Origin of the sequence: Methylovirgula sp. 4M-Z18, from assembly GCF_037890675.1 — a bacterium.
GTDB lineage: Bacteria > Pseudomonadota > Alphaproteobacteria > Rhizobiales > Beijerinckiaceae > 4M-Z18.
This window is the reverse complement of record NZ_CP149574.1, coordinates 2,353,985-2,368,267: the sequence shown is the minus strand read 5'-3', so window position 1 is coordinate 2,368,267 and position 14,283 is coordinate 2,353,985. Positions and strand designations below refer to the sequence as shown.

At 59.1% G+C, this 14,283-nt stretch carries 13 protein-coding genes and 1 pseudogene; 8 read left to right on the top strand and 6 right to left on the bottom strand.

Annotated elements, in window-relative coordinates; genetic code table 11:
- Window positions 1-1,437 (bottom strand): NAD-dependent succinate-semialdehyde dehydrogenase, encoded by a 1,437-nt coding sequence (locus V9T28_RS10980; protein ID WP_116398999.1) that lies wholly within the window; start codon window positions 1,435-1,437, stop codon window positions 1-3.
- Between the two features lies 1 nt (window position 1,438).
- The gene (gene iolG / locus V9T28_RS10975) at window positions 1,439-2,446 is read right to left on the bottom strand and encodes an inositol 2-dehydrogenase (protein WP_116398998.1); all 1,008 of its coding nucleotides are present in this window, start codon (window positions 2,444-2,446) and stop codon (window positions 1,439-1,441) included.
- A gap of 106 nt (window positions 2,447-2,552) precedes the next feature.
- Between iolG and iolD the strand changes: the two genes are divergently transcribed.
- From iolD to V9T28_RS10945, 6 genes are all read left to right on the top strand, one after another.
- Window positions 2,553-4,424, top strand: coding sequence for a 3D-(3,5/4)-trihydroxycyclohexane-1,2-dione acylhydrolase (decyclizing) (gene iolD, locus V9T28_RS10970; protein ID WP_116398997.1), 1,872 nt, complete (start codon window positions 2,553-2,555; stop codon window positions 4,422-4,424).
- A gap of 6 nt (window positions 4,425-4,430) precedes the next feature.
- Window positions 4,431-5,330, top strand: a complete 900-nt coding sequence (gene iolE, locus V9T28_RS10965; RefSeq protein ID WP_116398996.1) for a myo-inosose-2 dehydratase — start codon at window positions 4,431-4,433, stop codon at window positions 5,328-5,330.
- Window positions 5,327-6,148 (top strand): SDR family oxidoreductase, encoded by an 822-nt coding sequence (locus tag V9T28_RS10960; protein ID WP_116398995.1) that lies wholly within the window; start codon window positions 5,327-5,329, stop codon window positions 6,146-6,148. The genes iolE and V9T28_RS10960 overlap by 4 nt, the downstream gene beginning before the upstream one ends.
- 161 nt (window positions 6,149-6,309) lie before the next feature.
- Complete coding sequence (locus tag V9T28_RS10955; RefSeq protein WP_116399816.1) at window positions 6,310-7,284, top strand: Gfo/Idh/MocA family oxidoreductase; 975 nt, start codon at window positions 6,310-6,312, stop codon at window positions 7,282-7,284.
- A 71-nt stretch (window positions 7,285-7,355) separates the two neighbouring features.
- Window positions 7,356-8,426 (top strand): Gfo/Idh/MocA family protein, encoded by a 1,071-nt coding sequence (locus V9T28_RS10950; RefSeq protein WP_116398994.1) that lies wholly within the window; start codon window positions 7,356-7,358, stop codon window positions 8,424-8,426.
- 694 nt (window positions 8,427-9,120) lie between these two features.
- A complete protein-coding gene (locus V9T28_RS10945) occupies window positions 9,121-9,894 on the top strand; it encodes a ferredoxin--NADP reductase (protein WP_116398993.1) in 774 nt (257 codons plus the stop codon).
- A 354-nt stretch (window positions 9,895-10,248) separates the two neighbouring features.
- On the opposite strand, the gene V9T28_RS10940 is transcribed toward V9T28_RS10945, so the two are convergent.
- Window positions 10,249-10,884 (bottom strand): DNA-3-methyladenine glycosylase, encoded by a 636-nt coding sequence (locus V9T28_RS10940; RefSeq protein WP_116398992.1) that lies wholly within the window; start codon window positions 10,882-10,884, stop codon window positions 10,249-10,251.
- Window positions 10,863-11,243 (bottom strand): nuclear transport factor 2 family protein, encoded by a 381-nt coding sequence (locus V9T28_RS10935; RefSeq protein WP_116398991.1) that lies wholly within the window; start codon window positions 11,241-11,243, stop codon window positions 10,863-10,865. Before V9T28_RS10935 ends, V9T28_RS10940 begins: the two co-directional genes overlap by 22 nt.
- 396 nt (window positions 11,244-11,639) lie before the next feature.
- On the opposite strand from V9T28_RS10935, the gene V9T28_RS10930 reads away from it, so the two are divergent.
- Window positions 11,640-12,101: a cache domain-containing protein gene (locus V9T28_RS10930; RefSeq protein ID WP_116398990.1), complete on the top strand. Its 462-nt coding sequence runs from the start codon at window positions 11,640-11,642 to the stop codon at window positions 12,099-12,101.
- Window positions 12,102-12,339: 238 nt separating this feature from the next.
- Window positions 12,340-13,104 (top strand): IS5 family transposase, encoded by a 765-nt coding sequence (locus V9T28_RS10925; protein WP_116399815.1) that lies wholly within the window; start codon window positions 12,340-12,342, stop codon window positions 13,102-13,104.
- A gap of 26 nt (window positions 13,105-13,130) precedes the next feature.
- Here the strand turns inward: V9T28_RS10925 and V9T28_RS10920 are convergent.
- Both V9T28_RS10920 and V9T28_RS10915 read right to left on the bottom strand, forming a co-directional pair.
- Window positions 13,131-13,311: pseudogene (locus tag V9T28_RS10920) on the bottom strand (glutathione S-transferase family protein); the annotation flags it as partial.
- A gap of 194 nt (window positions 13,312-13,505) precedes the next feature.
- Window positions 13,506-14,282, bottom strand: a complete 777-nt coding sequence (locus tag V9T28_RS10915) for an esterase family protein (protein ID WP_116398989.1) — start codon at window positions 14,280-14,282, stop codon at window positions 13,506-13,508.
- Window position 14,283: the final 1 nt, after the last annotated feature.

Here is a 14,283-nt window from a genome sequence, read left to right as displayed (position 1 = left end):
TTAGAACACCACCTGCGCCAGTTTCACGTCGAGATAGTCGCGAATGCCTTCGACGCCGCCTTCGCGCCCCATGCCCGAAAAGTTTGTGCCGCCGAAGGGGGCTTCCGATGCGGCGAGCGCGAAAGAATTGATTCCCACCATTCCGGCCTTCAGCTCCTTGATGCTGCGCCGCGCGCGTGTGGGCGAGCGCGTGAACGCATAGGCCGAAAGGCCCATGTCGCAGGCATTGGCGCGCGCGATCGCTTCTTCGTCGCTTCGGAATCGTGCAATCGCGGCGATCGGCCCGAAATTCTCCTCGGCCATGACCTTCATGTCGTCCGTCACCTCGGTGAGCACGGTTGGCTCGAAGAAATGGCCGGCATTGAACGCCGTGGCCCGGCCACCGCCGGCGACGAGTTTCGCGCCGGCGCGCAACGACTCGGCAACGATCCCCTCGATTTCCGCCAGACGCGAGGCATTGATCAGCGGACCCATGCCGACGGTCGGATCGAGGCCGTCGCCAAGCTTGATGGCTTTGGCGCGCGTGACAAACCCTCGAACGAAGGCGTCATGCAGGCTCTCGTGTACGTAGAAACGGTCCGGCGTGACGCAGACTTGGCCTGCGTTTGCATATTTCGTCGGCACTGCGACATTGAGCGCGGCTTCGAGATCTGCGTCCTCATAGACGATCAACGGCGCATTGCCGCCAAGCTCCATCGAAACCTTCTTCAAAGTGTTTGCCGCGTCGCGGATCATCTGCTGGCCGACGCGCGTGGAGCCTGTCAACGAGACTTTCCTGACCGCCTTGGACGCCATGATTGGCGCATATGTCGCGTTCGTCGAGCCGACGACAAGGTTGACGACGCCGCGCGGCAATTTTCCGGCACGGCAGCAATCGAACATCGCCATCGCGGTGCCCGGCGTCTGCGTCGATGGGCGAACGATGACAGAGCAGCCTGCGGCCAGTGCCGGCGCGACTTTGCGCGCGATTAGCGCGGCGGGGAAATTCCACGCCGTAAACGCGGCGACGACGCCCACGGGCTCATGGCTCACTTCGAAGCGGCCGCCCGGGACCCGGCTCTCGATCAGCCTGCCATAGATTCGCCGCGCCTCCTCGGCGTACCAACGGAACTGGTCGATACTCAGGCTCCATTCTCGCTGCGCCTGCGCGAGAGGCTTGCCCGTCTCGCAGGAGATCATGCGCGATGCTTCATCCGCGCGCCGAACCATTTCGTCGGCGATCGAATGCAGCGAGTCTGCTCGGGTAAAGGCGGGCGTTTCTCGCCATGCACGCAGGCCAGCTTGCGCGGCTGCGAGCGCTTCTTCCGTATCCGCGATGCTGGCGACCGGCGCCTCTCCCAACGAGGCTTCCGAAACGGGGCTCAGGACCGGCGCCGTCGCTCCGTCGAGAGCTGGCCGCCATTCGCCGCCGATGAAGAGTCCGAAGCGTTCATACATCTCAAGAAATCTCCGATACTTTGATGGCGCGCCCTTCGCTCATGGATCGGATCGCAGCTTCCGCGAGCACGAGAGCTTGCCGTCCGTCCTCGAAGCCGACGACCGCCGGCCGGTTGGCTTCCACCGCTTCGACGAAGGCGTCGATCTCGGCGCTGAACGCTTCTTGGTAACGCTCGATGAAGAAATGGAGCAGTGGCGCCGCGCGATCGCTGAAGCCTTTGCCAGACAATGACATGTGATTGGGCCGGCGATTTTTGGATATCGCCATGCCCTTCGAGCCGAAGGCCTCGACCCGCTGGTCGTAGCCGTAAGCAGCTTCGCGCGAGTTGGTAATGATGGCTTGTTTTCCGGAGGCCGTCGTCATGACAACGGTGATCGTATCGTGATCGCCGAGCGATTCCATGAGCATGGGAGCGACCAGGCGCGAGCCGACCGCCAACACACTTGTCGGTTCTTCGCCCAAGATGAAACGCGCCATGTCGAAATCGTGGATCGTCATATCACGCAGGATGCCGCCGGACACTTTGAGATAGGCCTGGGGCGCGAGCCCCGGATCGCGCGATGTGATGATCACCTGGTGCAACTCGCCGATCTCGCCGGCCCGCACCGCGTCGTACACAGCTTTGTGGCCAGGATCGAAACGACGCACGAAGCCGATCTGAATCGGGATTGACGTGCCGCGGATGACCTCCGCACAGCGGTTCACCCGCGCGAGGCTGAGATCGATGGGTTTCTCGCAAAGAACCGGTTTGCCGGCGGCAACGGCTTGTTCCAAGAGGTCTGCGTGCGTATCGGTCGCCGTGGCGATAAGCACCGCGTCAACATCGGCCGACGAAAAGATATCGGCAGCGCTGTGCATGATCCGCGCGCCAGTAGCGGCGGCGACGGCTTCGGCCGCGGCAATATTTATGTCTTGAACAGCCGCGAGCTGAGTCCGCCGATGACTGGCGATATTGGCAGCGTGCATGGCGCCGATGCGGCCACACCCGAGCACAGCAATCCTGAGCATCCGAGGTCCTCCCAAATCATTTAGCAATAAATGTTGCAAAAAATAATAATTGTCAATATATGATGAAAATGATTATCGTTGCCAGAATGTCGAGGGAGGAAGCCGCGTGACACATTCAACGATCCGCCTGACCATGGCCCAGGCTCTGGTCCGATGGCTGACGCATCAGTTTATTGAGATCGATGGGGTTCGCGTGCCGCTGTTCGCCGGTGTTTTCGGCATCTTCGGGCACGGGAACGTCACCTGTCTTTCGGAAGCGTTGGAGGCGGTACAGGACAGTTTGCCGACGTGGCGCGGCCAAAACGAGCAGTCGATGGCTCTTGCTGCGGTTGGATTTGCAAAAGCCAAGCGCCGCCGGCAAATCATGATCGCGACGTCTTCGATCGGTCCGGGCGCGCTGAACATGGTGACCGCAGCGGGCACGGCGCATGCGAACCGTCTTCCCGTCCTGCTGATCTCGGGCGACACGTTCGCCAGCCGTCTTCCCGATCCCGTTCTGCAGCAGGTGGAGCATTTCGGCGATCCAACCGTCACGGTGAACGACGCCTTCAAGGCGGTCACGCGGTTCTGGGATCGGATCACCCATCCGGCGCAGATCATTTCCTCGTTACCCCAGGCCACGGCGGCAATGCTCGATCCGGCCGATTGCGGCCCGGCCTTCCTCGCGTTGCCGCAAGACATCCAGGAAATTGCTTTCGACTATCCGGAAGTGTTTTTCGAAGAACGGATTTGGACGATTCCGCGGCCGCGCCCGGATCGCCGGAAACTCGCGGAAGCCGCAGCGCTTCTGAAGACCGCCAAAAAGCCTCTTCTCATTGCGGGCGGCGGGGTCCGTTACTCGCTTGCCGAGCAGGTGGTGGCCGATTTTGCGGTCAAACACGGCATTCCGATTGTCGAAACCATCGCGGGCAAGGGCGGTGTCACACATTATCATCCTGCCCATGCCGGACCGATCGGCATCATAGGCTCCACGTCGGCCAATGCGCTCGCGGCCGAAGCGGACGTCGTTCTTGCAATCGGCACGCGTCTGCAGGATTTCACGACTGGTTCGTGGACTGCGTTCAGCCCCGACGCGAAATTTATCTCGATCAACGCTGCGCGCTTCGACGCCTTAAAACATCGCGCCTTGGCGGTGGTCGGCGACGCGCTGGAGACCGTGAGCGAACTGGACATGGCACTCGAGTCCTGGCGCGCCGACCCCACACATATGACTCGTGCTAAGGCCTTGTTCAAGGAATGGGACGTTCTGCTCGATACGCATCAAAAGCCGTCCAACGCAGCCGTTCCCACCTACGCGCAGGTCGTGCATGTTGTGAATGCAGTGGCGGGCGAGCGAGACACTTTAATTTCGGCAGCCGGCGGACTTCCCGGCGAAGTCGCCAAGGGCTGGCGGGTGAAAGCGCCTAATACGTTTGATCTTGAGTTCGGCTTCTCCTGCATGGGTTATGAGATCGCGGCCGGGTGGGGACATGCGCTGGCCAATCCCGGACCCGGCGGTTTGGGCGGCACGCCGATCGTGATGATCGGCGACGGCACTTATATGATGATGAACTCCGACATCTATTCGACCGTTCTGAGCGGGCATAAGATGATCGTGATTGTTTGCGACAATGGTGGCTTTGCGGTCATCAACCGACTCCAACAGGCCAAGGGCATGCCCGGATTCAATAATCTCCTGACGGATTGCCGCGTGCGCAATCCCAAGGAGCCGCTGCATGTCGATTTCGCGAAACACGCCGAGTCCATGGGGGCGGCAGCACGGCATTGCGAAAGTCTTGCCGAGCTCGAATCCGCTCTCGAATGGGCCAAGGGCAACGACCGGACAACCGTGCTCTCCATCGCGTCGGACGCCTATGCATGGGTTCCCGGCGACGCGGATTGGGACGTCGGTGTTCCTGAAATCTCATCGCGCCCACTCGTCCAAAGCGCGCGCAAGCAGCAAGAATTCATTCGTACCAAGCAACGTATCGGAGTGTGAGTAGCCATGAAAGCGAAACTCGGAATCGCGCCAATCGCGTGGTGGAACGACGATCTCGCGGAACTTTCCGATGATGTCAGCCTGGAGGAATGCTTGCGCCAAGCGAGCGTGGCCGGCTTCACCGGCATGGAGACCGGTCGCCGGTTCCCCATGAAGATGGGCGAGCTCGGGCCAATTCTCGCGCGTTACGGGATTTCCGTTTGCGGCGGCTGGTTTTCCGGTCTTCTGCTCGAGGGTGATATCGAGCAGGAGAAAGATCGTGTTCGTGCCCAGCTGGATTTCTTCATCGCGGCCAAGGCGCCATGTATAGTTTACGGCGAGACCGCCCGTTCGATCCAAGGCGTGCGCGCAGCTCCGCTGGCGACCAAACCAAGGCTCTCGGAAGACGAGATCAAGGTCTATGGGCGCAAGATGACAAGTTTTGCGGAGTGGTGTGCCGATCAGGGCATGCCGCTTTCCTACCATCACCATATGGCCGCAGCGATCGAGACCGAACCTGAACTCGATTTGCTGATGGCAAATTCGGGGGAAGCGCTCCCGTTGCTGTTCGATGCTGGCCACATGGCCTTCGCCGGCGGCGATGTGCTGCGCGTTATCGACAAGCATCATAAGCGTATTAGCCATGTTCACACCAAAGATGTTCGTCTGAGCGTCATCGAAAAGCTCGATCGGACACGGGAAAGCTTCCTCGACGCCGTCGTGAAGGGCGCATTTACGGTGCCGGGCGACGGATCCCTCGACTTTGCGACCATCGTCCAACGTTTCGCCTCTTATGGATATGAGGGATGGTTCGTCGTGGAAGCCGAACAGGATCCCAAACGCAGCCCACCTCTCGAGATGGCCAAGAAGGGCCATGCGGAACTGATGCGCGTGATGGCACTTGCTGGATACGAGGTCGTGAAATGAATCGGATGGACGGAAAAATCTGCGTCGTCGCGGGCGCGACACAGGGGCTGGGTGCGGCCATCGCGCGAAGATTGGCCGTCGCAGGCGCGGCTGGGATCGTCGTCACGGGCCGCAACGAGATGCGCGGCACTGCCGTCGCGGCGGATGTCGGCAAAACGTCCAACATTCCTGCGCTCTTCGTGCGCGGCGATTTTGCATCCGTTGAAGATTGCCGACGCATGATCGCCGAAGCCGATAAGCATTTCGGGCGCGTCAATGTTCTGGTGAATGCCGGCGCTTTGACGGAACGCGGCACGATTCTGGATACGTCTCCAGACCTGTTCGATCGCATGTTTGCGACCAATGTGCGCGCGCCATTCTTCCTGATGCAGGAAGCTATCAAACTTATGATACGCGACCATATCGAAGGCGCGATATGCAATATCGGTTCGATTTCCGCGCTCGCAGGCCAACCGTTCATTAGCCCGTATTGCGCGTCCAAGGGCGCCTTGACGACGTTGACAGCGAATACCGCCTTTTCGGTGATGGCCAATCGGATTCGCGTCAACCAGCTCAATGTTGGCTGGATGTCGTCCGACAATGAGCGAGCGCTGCAGGAGGCGGAGCGTGGTGATCCGAATTGGTTGGACAAAGTCGCGAAAGGCCTTCCTTTCGGGCGGCTTGTCGATCCCGAAGAGGCGGCGCGTGCGGTGAATTTTCTCGTCTCAGACGATGCAGGCTTGATGACTGGCGCGATCGTGAATTTTGACCAGTCCGTCTGGGGCGCGGTGCCGGGTGGCATGCCTGTGCCCGATGCGCCGATGCGATTGCCGGTATAGTTGCGGCCGCATGGCTGGCGCAGAGTCCCGCGTTGCTCCTGGGCACGTCTGTCAATGTGATCGCGCCAGTCGTCGATGAAGAAAATGTCGAAGCCGCGTCGCCGAACTGCAAATCGCAACTTCGGCGATTGTGGCCTGATCGAAACAAGTGGGAAACGAGCATGAGTCTTGGGGTCGCCGTCATTGGAACTGGAGTCATGGGAGCCGAGCATGCGCGGGTGCTTCGCGAAGAGACGCCTGGCGCGCATCTGGTTGGTGTCTACGATGCCGACGCGGCTAGAGCGCGGGCTGCAGCAGCAGGAACCGTCGTCTTTCCAGATCCTCATTCGTTGATAGCTTCGGATCGCGTCGACGCGATCGTCGTATCGTCGCCGGATGCAACCCACGCGACGCTCAGCCGCACATGTATCGAGCTTGGCAAGCCGGTTCTGTGCGAAAAGCCGCTCGCATCTTCCGCCGCCGAGGCACTGACCGTTGTGGAGGCCGAGATCGCACACGGTCGCCGCTTGATTCAAGTCGGTTACATGCGTCGGTTCGACCGCGGATATCAGGAGATGAAGCGTGTCAGAGAGGCAGGCGGCATCGGTCAACCCGTGCTCCTGCACAACATCCACCGCAACGCGCGCGCGCCGGAATGGTTTACCGGACAAATGTCGATTACCAATTCGTTTGTCCACGAGATCGACATCAGCCGATGGCTCCTCGGGTCTGAGATGACATCCGTGCAAATTGCCGCGGGGCCGAATGAAGATCCGTTGATGATCACGATGCAGACCGAGAAGGGAGAAATCGTTTCGACCGAGATCTTCATGAACGCGACGTATGGTTATCATGTTCATGCGGAGCTGATCGGTCGCGAGGGCACGGTGGCGCTGGGGCCACCGTCGTTCACCATAACGAACCGAAACGGAGCCGGCGGCGTTTCCTATCCGGAGAACTGGGTTCCCCGGTTTCAAGATGCTTATCGCCGTCAGATGTCGCAGTGGGTCAAGGCAGCAAGCGGCGGCACTGCGACGGGTGCCAGCGCCTGGGACGGATATGTCGCGTCGGCGATCGCCGAGCAAGTCACAGAGGCATTGGTGTCGCGGCGCGCGACGACGCTGAACTATGGCAGGCGCCCCGCATTTTACGCGTGATCACATTGCGGCGAGCGGATACCCGATTTCGCGCGCAAACAGAAAATTGTCAGATGTCATGGGAGAGCAGAATGATCCGTTACGCGGTCGTCGGTGCGGGCTGGATTTCGCAGCAAGCGTTTCTACCCGGCGTGGGACAATCCGGAAATGCAAAGGTGACGGTCATCGTCACGGGAGACAGGCGCAAATCTGCAAAATTAGCGGAGTTTTATGGTATCGGATCGGTCGTCGATTACAGCAGCTATGATGCGGTGGTATGCGGCCAGGATATCGATGCGGTTTACATCGCGACCCCGAATCACTTGCATGCGGATTACGCCATTCGCGCCGCGCGCGCCGGAAAACATATCTTGGTCGAGAAGCCGATCGCGACCAGTGAGGAAGAAGCGCTTGCTATGATCGCGGCGGCGCGCGAAGCCGGGGTCTTTCTCATGACAGCCTATCGGCTCCACAACGAGCCCGGCACGGTTGCCGTGCTCGAAGCTATACGGAGCGGCGCGATCGGCCGTCCGTTGTTCTTTCAATCGATCTTCAGTTTTCAAACCGTCGTGGGCAATCACCGCTTGAAGGCGGAGAGTTGGGGCGGGCCGCTTCAGGATGTCGGCGTCTATTGCATCAACGCGGCTCGACATATCTTCGCCGAGGAGCCGATCGAGGCCGTCGCGATGGCGCACAGGCCGGGGGACGACCCGCGGTTCCAAGAAATAGAGGCGTCGGTCGGGGCTATGTTGCGTTTCCCCTCGGGCGGCCTCGCACAGTTTGTTGCGTCTTTCGGCGCCGCTCCGGTCGACAATTATCGCGTCATCGGCTCGTCAGGCGATCTCGAACTCGACCCGGGATTTAAGTTCGAAACGGCGACCAAGCTTCGATTGCGCCGGGATGGCGAGATCCACGAGACGCCATTTCCTCATATTGACCATTTCGGCGCGCAGGTCGCGTATTTTTCGGATTGCATTACCTCCGGGACGCCGCCCGAAGCGGACGGCGAGGAAGGGCTGGCGGACCTGCGCGTTCTACGCGCCGTAGAGAAGGGCTCTCTGACTGGGCAACCGCAGCCGATCACGTCGCCGCCACGCCGGTGTCACCCGTCTCCCGATCTCGTACGTATGACGCCGCCGACCGATCGCCGCCTCATTCTTTGAATGACGGTGTCGGAGTAGGGAAAACGGCTGCTCCAGCGCAAAATTTCGCCGAAAAGGCAATGTTCCGGTGGATTGCGTTCACTGCGGCCTGACTATCAACGAGCCGCGGTTTGCGCTGGTGCACTGATTTAATCAGGCTTTATTCCGCGTCCTTATTCATCGCTCACGCCAGCAAAAAAATTTGACGGTAGTTTTCTGATGGGCGCTTCCTGAATCGGAAGCGATACGAATGACGAATTTTACCTGCTCATGGCGATAGATGCTGAAACCACCGAAAGATTTTCCGTCCGAATTTCCAAGCAAATTCAGGGGCGTAGAATTTTGACGGTATCACCGTCGGCAATCTTTGCCGCAGAGGAAATATTTTGCGGCAAAATCGCATGTTTAGATGTTGTCGAAACAATCGAGTGGGAGTGACTTTTGCCGACCCTGGCGTATCCGAAAATGCGCCAGGGTTCGACATATCCATCTGGTTCCGTCGTTCAGGTGTCCACCCAGATTCGATTGGCATCAACTTTGGTTGATAATCGAGCGGGAGCGGGGGCAGGGCGCTCTGGCGGCGCGAACGTGCGTACAAAACCTCAGCGAGGAATGGTAAGGACGCGCTCGCATGAGGCCGCAATATTGACATGATCAATTCATTAGTATACGAATGAATTGAGTTAAGCCTTCCCCGCGGCCTCGGAGCATAGGAATGAGCAATTTTAACGAGGAAACGGTCTTGGGTGTGCACCACTGGACCGATACGCTATTCAGCTTCAAAACCACGCGCAATCCGACGTTCCGCTTCCGGAATGGTGAATTCACAATGATTGGCCTGAAGGCGGGCGAGAGGCCGCTGTTGCGCGCGTATAGCGTCGCAAGTGCGAACTACGAGGAGGAGCTGGAATTCTTCTCAATTAAGGTTCAGGATGGACCACTGACATCGCGGCTTCAACACCTGAAAAAGGGCGACAGCATTATCGTCAGCCGCAAGGCGACGGGGACCCTGGTGATCGACAATTTGCTCGGTGGACGAAATCTTTATCTCGTCGGCACCGGCACAGGCCTCGCGCCGTTCCTGAGCGTGATTAAAGATCCCGAGACATACGAGCGTTTCGAAAAGGTCGTTCTGGTTCACGGCTGCCGCCATGTGACTGAACTCGCTTATGGCGAGATGATCACCAAGCACCTTCCGAACGACGAACTGCTCGGCGAGATGGTGCGCAGCCAGCTTATCTATTATCCGACGGTGACGAGAGACCCGTTTCGAAACCGAGGCCGTATTACCGAACTGATGAAAAGCGGAAGGCTCTTCACAGATATTGGCCTACCGCAGCTCGAAGCCGAAAAAGATCGCGTCATGATCTGTGGCAGTCCGGGATTGCTCGTCGACACGAAGGAACTTTTGCTCAACCGCGATTTCGTTGAAGGGAATCACGGTACGCCGGGACATTTTGTCATTGAGAAAGCGTTCGCCGAACGCTGACTTCTTTCGCTGCTTATCCCGGATCGTCAATTTGCCGAAGAATCTGAGTCGGTGTGGGAGGAACGGGCGTGGCTTGGAACGCTATGATGCAATTCCTGTGGGTGTATTCGTCGAAATCCTCGGTGACGCGGCTTCATTGCATGCGATTGGCGATAGATGGCGAAACGTCGGACCGCAGTGGCGGTCGAAAAAGCTCAATGATTTCAAGATCAGACCTTTTTGACGGGGCGCTTGACGGTAAGCGGCCCTATACAAAAATTTTCTTTCTTTCCGCTTTTCAAACGGTTGCTTGGCTTGTTGATAATCGAGTGGGAGTAGGGGCCTTTCTGTCTTGGTGATGCGGCATGCGGTTTCTTATTCATTGAGGGACTTTGGACCGCTGACGAAGGGACTGCCCCTCATATAGAATCGCAGGCGGCGGTCAGCATCGTGCGAAATGCCGATCCTGACACTCTGCCCGATTTCGTCGGGTTCGTGGTTATCGCGTCCGAGCCATAGCGGCCCTTCTTGGCAGAGATCGAGCCCATCGAGCGAGCGATCAATGCGCAACGCTGCGGCGAGCCTTCCTGGCCCGCGCGTTAAGTCACGCAAGCGCTCGATGCCGCGATTTTGCTGCATGATCGGGATGCCTTCAACCGGCTCGAGTGCTCGGATGAGGACACCGGCTCCGATCCCGGACGCCTCGCTTGAGACATTCAGCATGTAGGAGACACCATAGGCGAGATAGACATAGGCGTGCCCAGGCTCGAGAAACAGCGAGTGATTGCGCCGGGTCATCCCCCGATAGGCGTGCCCGGCGGCGTCGCCGACGACATAGGCCTCAGTCTCGACAATGCGGCCGCAGGCGACGCCTTCCGGCAAGTCCCGCACCACGATTTTGCCAATGAGATAACGGGCCAGAGCGGCCGTATCGATCGGCAGGTCCATGCGGGCGAGCGGCGGATGGCCATCCTTACGGCTGTGAGGTTTCACGGCATCCGCCCGACCCATTGCGCGCGCGAAGGCCCAGGCTCGAACGGGTCGCCGAAATATTGAGTCTCGCGGGCCACCTTTCCATCGAGGAACTCCATGATGCTCACCGTATAGGACGGCCGCCCGTCATAGGTGAGGATATATTCGGTGACCCAGAGGCTGCCTGCGCCGATGATCCGCCGCACCGTGAAGCGCTTCTGGTTCGGCTGCGCGGCACGAGACGACTGAATATGCTGCCGCCCGTGGATGTGCTCGCCCGATTGAGGATATTCAAGCACCGCGTCCTCCCGATAAATCTGGTGCTCCGCCTCGAAGTCATTCGCATCGGAGGCGGCCCAGTGGTGATCCAGAGCTGCTCGAATCTCTTGGTCTTCCATGCCAAATCTCCCTGTCCATCGTCACCGATGTTGAGCCGTCGTACAATGCGCTTGCCTGCAAGAAGTCAATCCGATCGATGCCGATAGTCCTTGAAAGCGAGGAATTTCCCAGATGGCGAAATGACTCTTCAAAATCTAGGCCGTGTACCTATAAACCCGGCGGCGTCATGTGGCTGGTGACTGCGTCCGCTTTGCTCCTATAGCGATCAAGTTTGTGCGGCAGCGCAGTATGTCGCGATGGGCCAAATCCGGAAATTGCCACCCCGCCTCTACGTATCAGCTCATCTGCGGGCACGAGCAGACTGGTCAATTGGGGCAATGTTTGGATATGATCCCTGCGGGCCTCCGCACGGTGCATGACAATTTCAATTGCTCGAAGGGTAGGGAGGAATATCCATGTTTCGTAAACTCGTGATTGGCGCGGTAGGCGCCATGGCTGTCTTGTTCTCGACTACGGCATTCGCGCAAGGTACTGCGGCGGACGCTAAGGCCATGCTTGAAAAGACGGTTGCGGCCATCAAAGCCGATAAGGCCAAGACGCTCGACCAGATAAACAAGGACGAAAACGGCTTCCTTGTTGGCGACATCTATCCGTTCTGCTTCAATCTCAGCGACGGACTCCTCGTCGCGAATGCCAATCTCAACGTAAAGCAGTTGCTCGGCAAGGATGTGAGGACATTTAAGGACCCTACGGGCGACCTGTATGGCCCAAGGCTCTATGACGAGGCAAAAGAGGGCCAGATCAATGAGGTCAGCTACATGTCCCCCAAGCCCGGCGCTGACAAGACGTGGGTGCCGAAGGCGAGCTTAGTTACCGCGGTTGCCGGCCTGGGATGCGGCGTCGGTTACTACAAGTAGTCCGTGCCCACACAAGCGTGACCGGTCAGTTCCGATGCCCTTCACTCCGCATGTGCGGTTTGCCATCGAGGCTGGTCAGTTTTGATGTCCGCCTCGGATCATTTTCGACGGTTTCAGCGGAGATTGTCGGCTGGCTGATATCCGCTTCTACCCCGTAAGCGTCCAACCGGGACCTGCCCGGAAGCGTTGCGTCTGGCCAGACCCCGTGATTCAAGCCTCCAAACTGGGGGCTCGAATCATGCGCTACGAACTCGCCGATTATGAATGGATTGCAATCAAGCCCATGCTGCCGAACAAGCCGCGTGGCGTTCCTCGGCTTAACGACCGTCGTGTCCTCAATGGCATCTTCTGGGTCTTGCGCTCCGGAGCACCTTGGCGTGATCTGCCCGAGTTATTTGGTCCGTATACCACTTGCTACAACCGCTTCGTCCGTTGGCGGCGGGCTGGTGTCTGGGGCCGCATCGTAGACGCACTTGCTGCTGCCCACGATGCCGCTGTCCAAATGATCGACACCTTGATTGTCCGCGTGCATCAGCATGGAGCCTGCATCACTAGGAATCAGCGCCAATCGATGGGAAGGTCACGCGGCGGCTTGACTAGTAAAATCCACGCGGTGGTCGATAGCAACGGTTTGCCGGTACGGTTGGCGTTGAGCCCCGGCGAGGCCCACGACGTTCGACTTGCCGGAAAACTGCTCTCTCGTCTGAAGCCCGGGTCAATGCTGCTTGCCGACCGTGGCTATGACGCCGACTGGATAAGAGAGCTGGCCATGAAAAAGGGGGCGTGGGCCAACATCCCCCCGAAAAGCAATCGCAGCGACCCGATCTGCTTCAGCCCGTACCTTTATCGCGCTCGCAACCAAGTCGAACGGTTCTTCAACAGGATCAAACAATGTCGTCGTGTGGCGACGCGCTACGACAGGCTTGCGGGAAACTACCTTGCCTTCGTCCAACTCGCATCTATCCGGCTATGGTTGGCCGCGCGTTATAAGTCCACGCCCTAAAGCCATACATATTTGACAGTATCCGCTCAGTCTGCCGCAGCAAAATGCGCCATCTGGTCTGCGTGTGCCTTCACGTACGACGGGCGGGCCGTGGCGCGCGACATAGTCGCGATAGGCGGGATGTCCCGCCCGCCTCTCCAGCCTATCGACAAGGCGCGGTACAACCACCGCGAGTATGTCAGCGACGGAGAAGGTGCCGGCTAACCATGACCAAGGGATAAAATCTACAAGGTCGTGGGTGGTGACGGTGTGTACATTTCCGTCATCGTCTCTGGTCCGATCAGCCTTCGACATGACTACCACTTGAGCCACGGCAGGCGATCAAAGTCATGACCCTCAGCCGATATCTCTGCCCCGCAAGATCCCCACCAGGGCTGCAGGCCAGGCCTTCACGAGGCCGCCTATGCCAGCCGGTGCTTGAGGTCTTCATCTAGCCAGCGGCCGAAGAAATAGGGCAGTTGTTTCTGCCACCACGGCCAGTCATGCGAAACGTCGCCGCCCCAATAGTCCACCCAAGCCGGAATGCCCTTCTCGCGCAGGATTTTTTCCAGCACCCGCGTGTCGGCCAGCATCCGTTCTTCCCAGGCGCCTTGTCCGCAGCAGAAAATGAGCCGGAGGTCGCGCAGCCGCGCCAGGGTGCCTTCGTCGCTCAGGCCCGGCAGGTAGTTGAGCATGGAATTGAAATAGATGTCGCCGTCCAGCGCGTCGCCGAAAAAATCCTGTGTCGAATAGACGCCTGAAAGTGCAATCACGCCCGAAGCCAGATCGGGATGCCGGAAAACGAAATTCGAGGAGTGGAACCCGCCCATCGAGCAACCGGAGAAGACCGGCTTCAGCCAGCGTTGGCCGTTCGATGCGGCGGCTGTCCCAACGAGCTCCGGCAGCGCCTCCTCGCGGATATAACGAAAGTAAGCCTCGTGCCGCGCGATGCGGCCGGCGACGTCCGCGTGCTTATTGAAGAAGCTCTCGCTGTCGATGCCGTCGACCGTGAAAAGCTGGATGCGCCCGGTGTCGATGAATTCGGCCAGCGCGCCGACCCCGCCGGAGTCCTCGAACTGATAGAAGCGGCCCTGCGACGTCGGAAAGATCACGACCGGGCGCCCGGCATGGCCATAGCGCTTGTATTCCATGTCGCGGCCGAGGCTGTGGCTGTAGCCTTTGTGGTAGGCGATCTCCATG

Bases quoted from the DNA above. Each gene is read 5' to 3' on its own strand.
- V9T28_RS10950 (WP_116398994.1), top strand. From the start codon at position 7,356: ATGATCCGTTACGCGGTCGTCGGTGCGGGCTGGATTTCGCAGCAAGCG.
- V9T28_RS10980 (WP_116398999.1), bottom strand. From the start codon at position 1,437: ATGTATGAACGCTTCGGACTCTTCATCGGCGGCGAATGGCGGCCAGCT.
- V9T28_RS10915 (WP_116398989.1), bottom strand. From the start codon at position 14,282: ATGGAGATCGCCTACCACAAAGGCTACAGCCACAGCCTCGGCCGCGAC.
- V9T28_RS10930 (WP_116398990.1), top strand. From the start codon at position 11,640: ATGTTTCGTAAACTCGTGATTGGCGCGGTAGGCGCCATGGCTGTCTTG.
- V9T28_RS10960 (WP_116398995.1), top strand. From the start codon at position 5,327: ATGAATCGGATGGACGGAAAAATCTGCGTCGTCGCGGGCGCGACACAG.
- iolE (WP_116398996.1), top strand. From the start codon at position 4,431: ATGAAAGCGAAACTCGGAATCGCGCCAATCGCGTGGTGGAACGACGAT.
- V9T28_RS10940 (WP_116398992.1), bottom strand. From the start codon at position 10,884: ATGGGTCGGGCGGATGCCGTGAAACCTCACAGCCGTAAGGATGGCCAT.
- V9T28_RS10935 (WP_116398991.1), bottom strand. From the start codon at position 11,243: ATGGAAGACCAAGAGATTCGAGCAGCTCTGGATCACCACTGGGCCGCC.
- V9T28_RS10925 (WP_116399815.1), top strand. From the start codon at position 12,340: ATGCGCTACGAACTCGCCGATTATGAATGGATTGCAATCAAGCCCATG.
- V9T28_RS10955 (WP_116399816.1), top strand. From the start codon at position 6,310: ATGAGTCTTGGGGTCGCCGTCATTGGAACTGGAGTCATGGGAGCCGAG.
- V9T28_RS10945 (WP_116398993.1), top strand. From the start codon at position 9,121: ATGAGCAATTTTAACGAGGAAACGGTCTTGGGTGTGCACCACTGGACC.
- iolG (WP_116398998.1), bottom strand. From the start codon at position 2,446: ATGCTCAGGATTGCTGTGCTCGGGTGTGGCCGCATCGGCGCCATGCAC.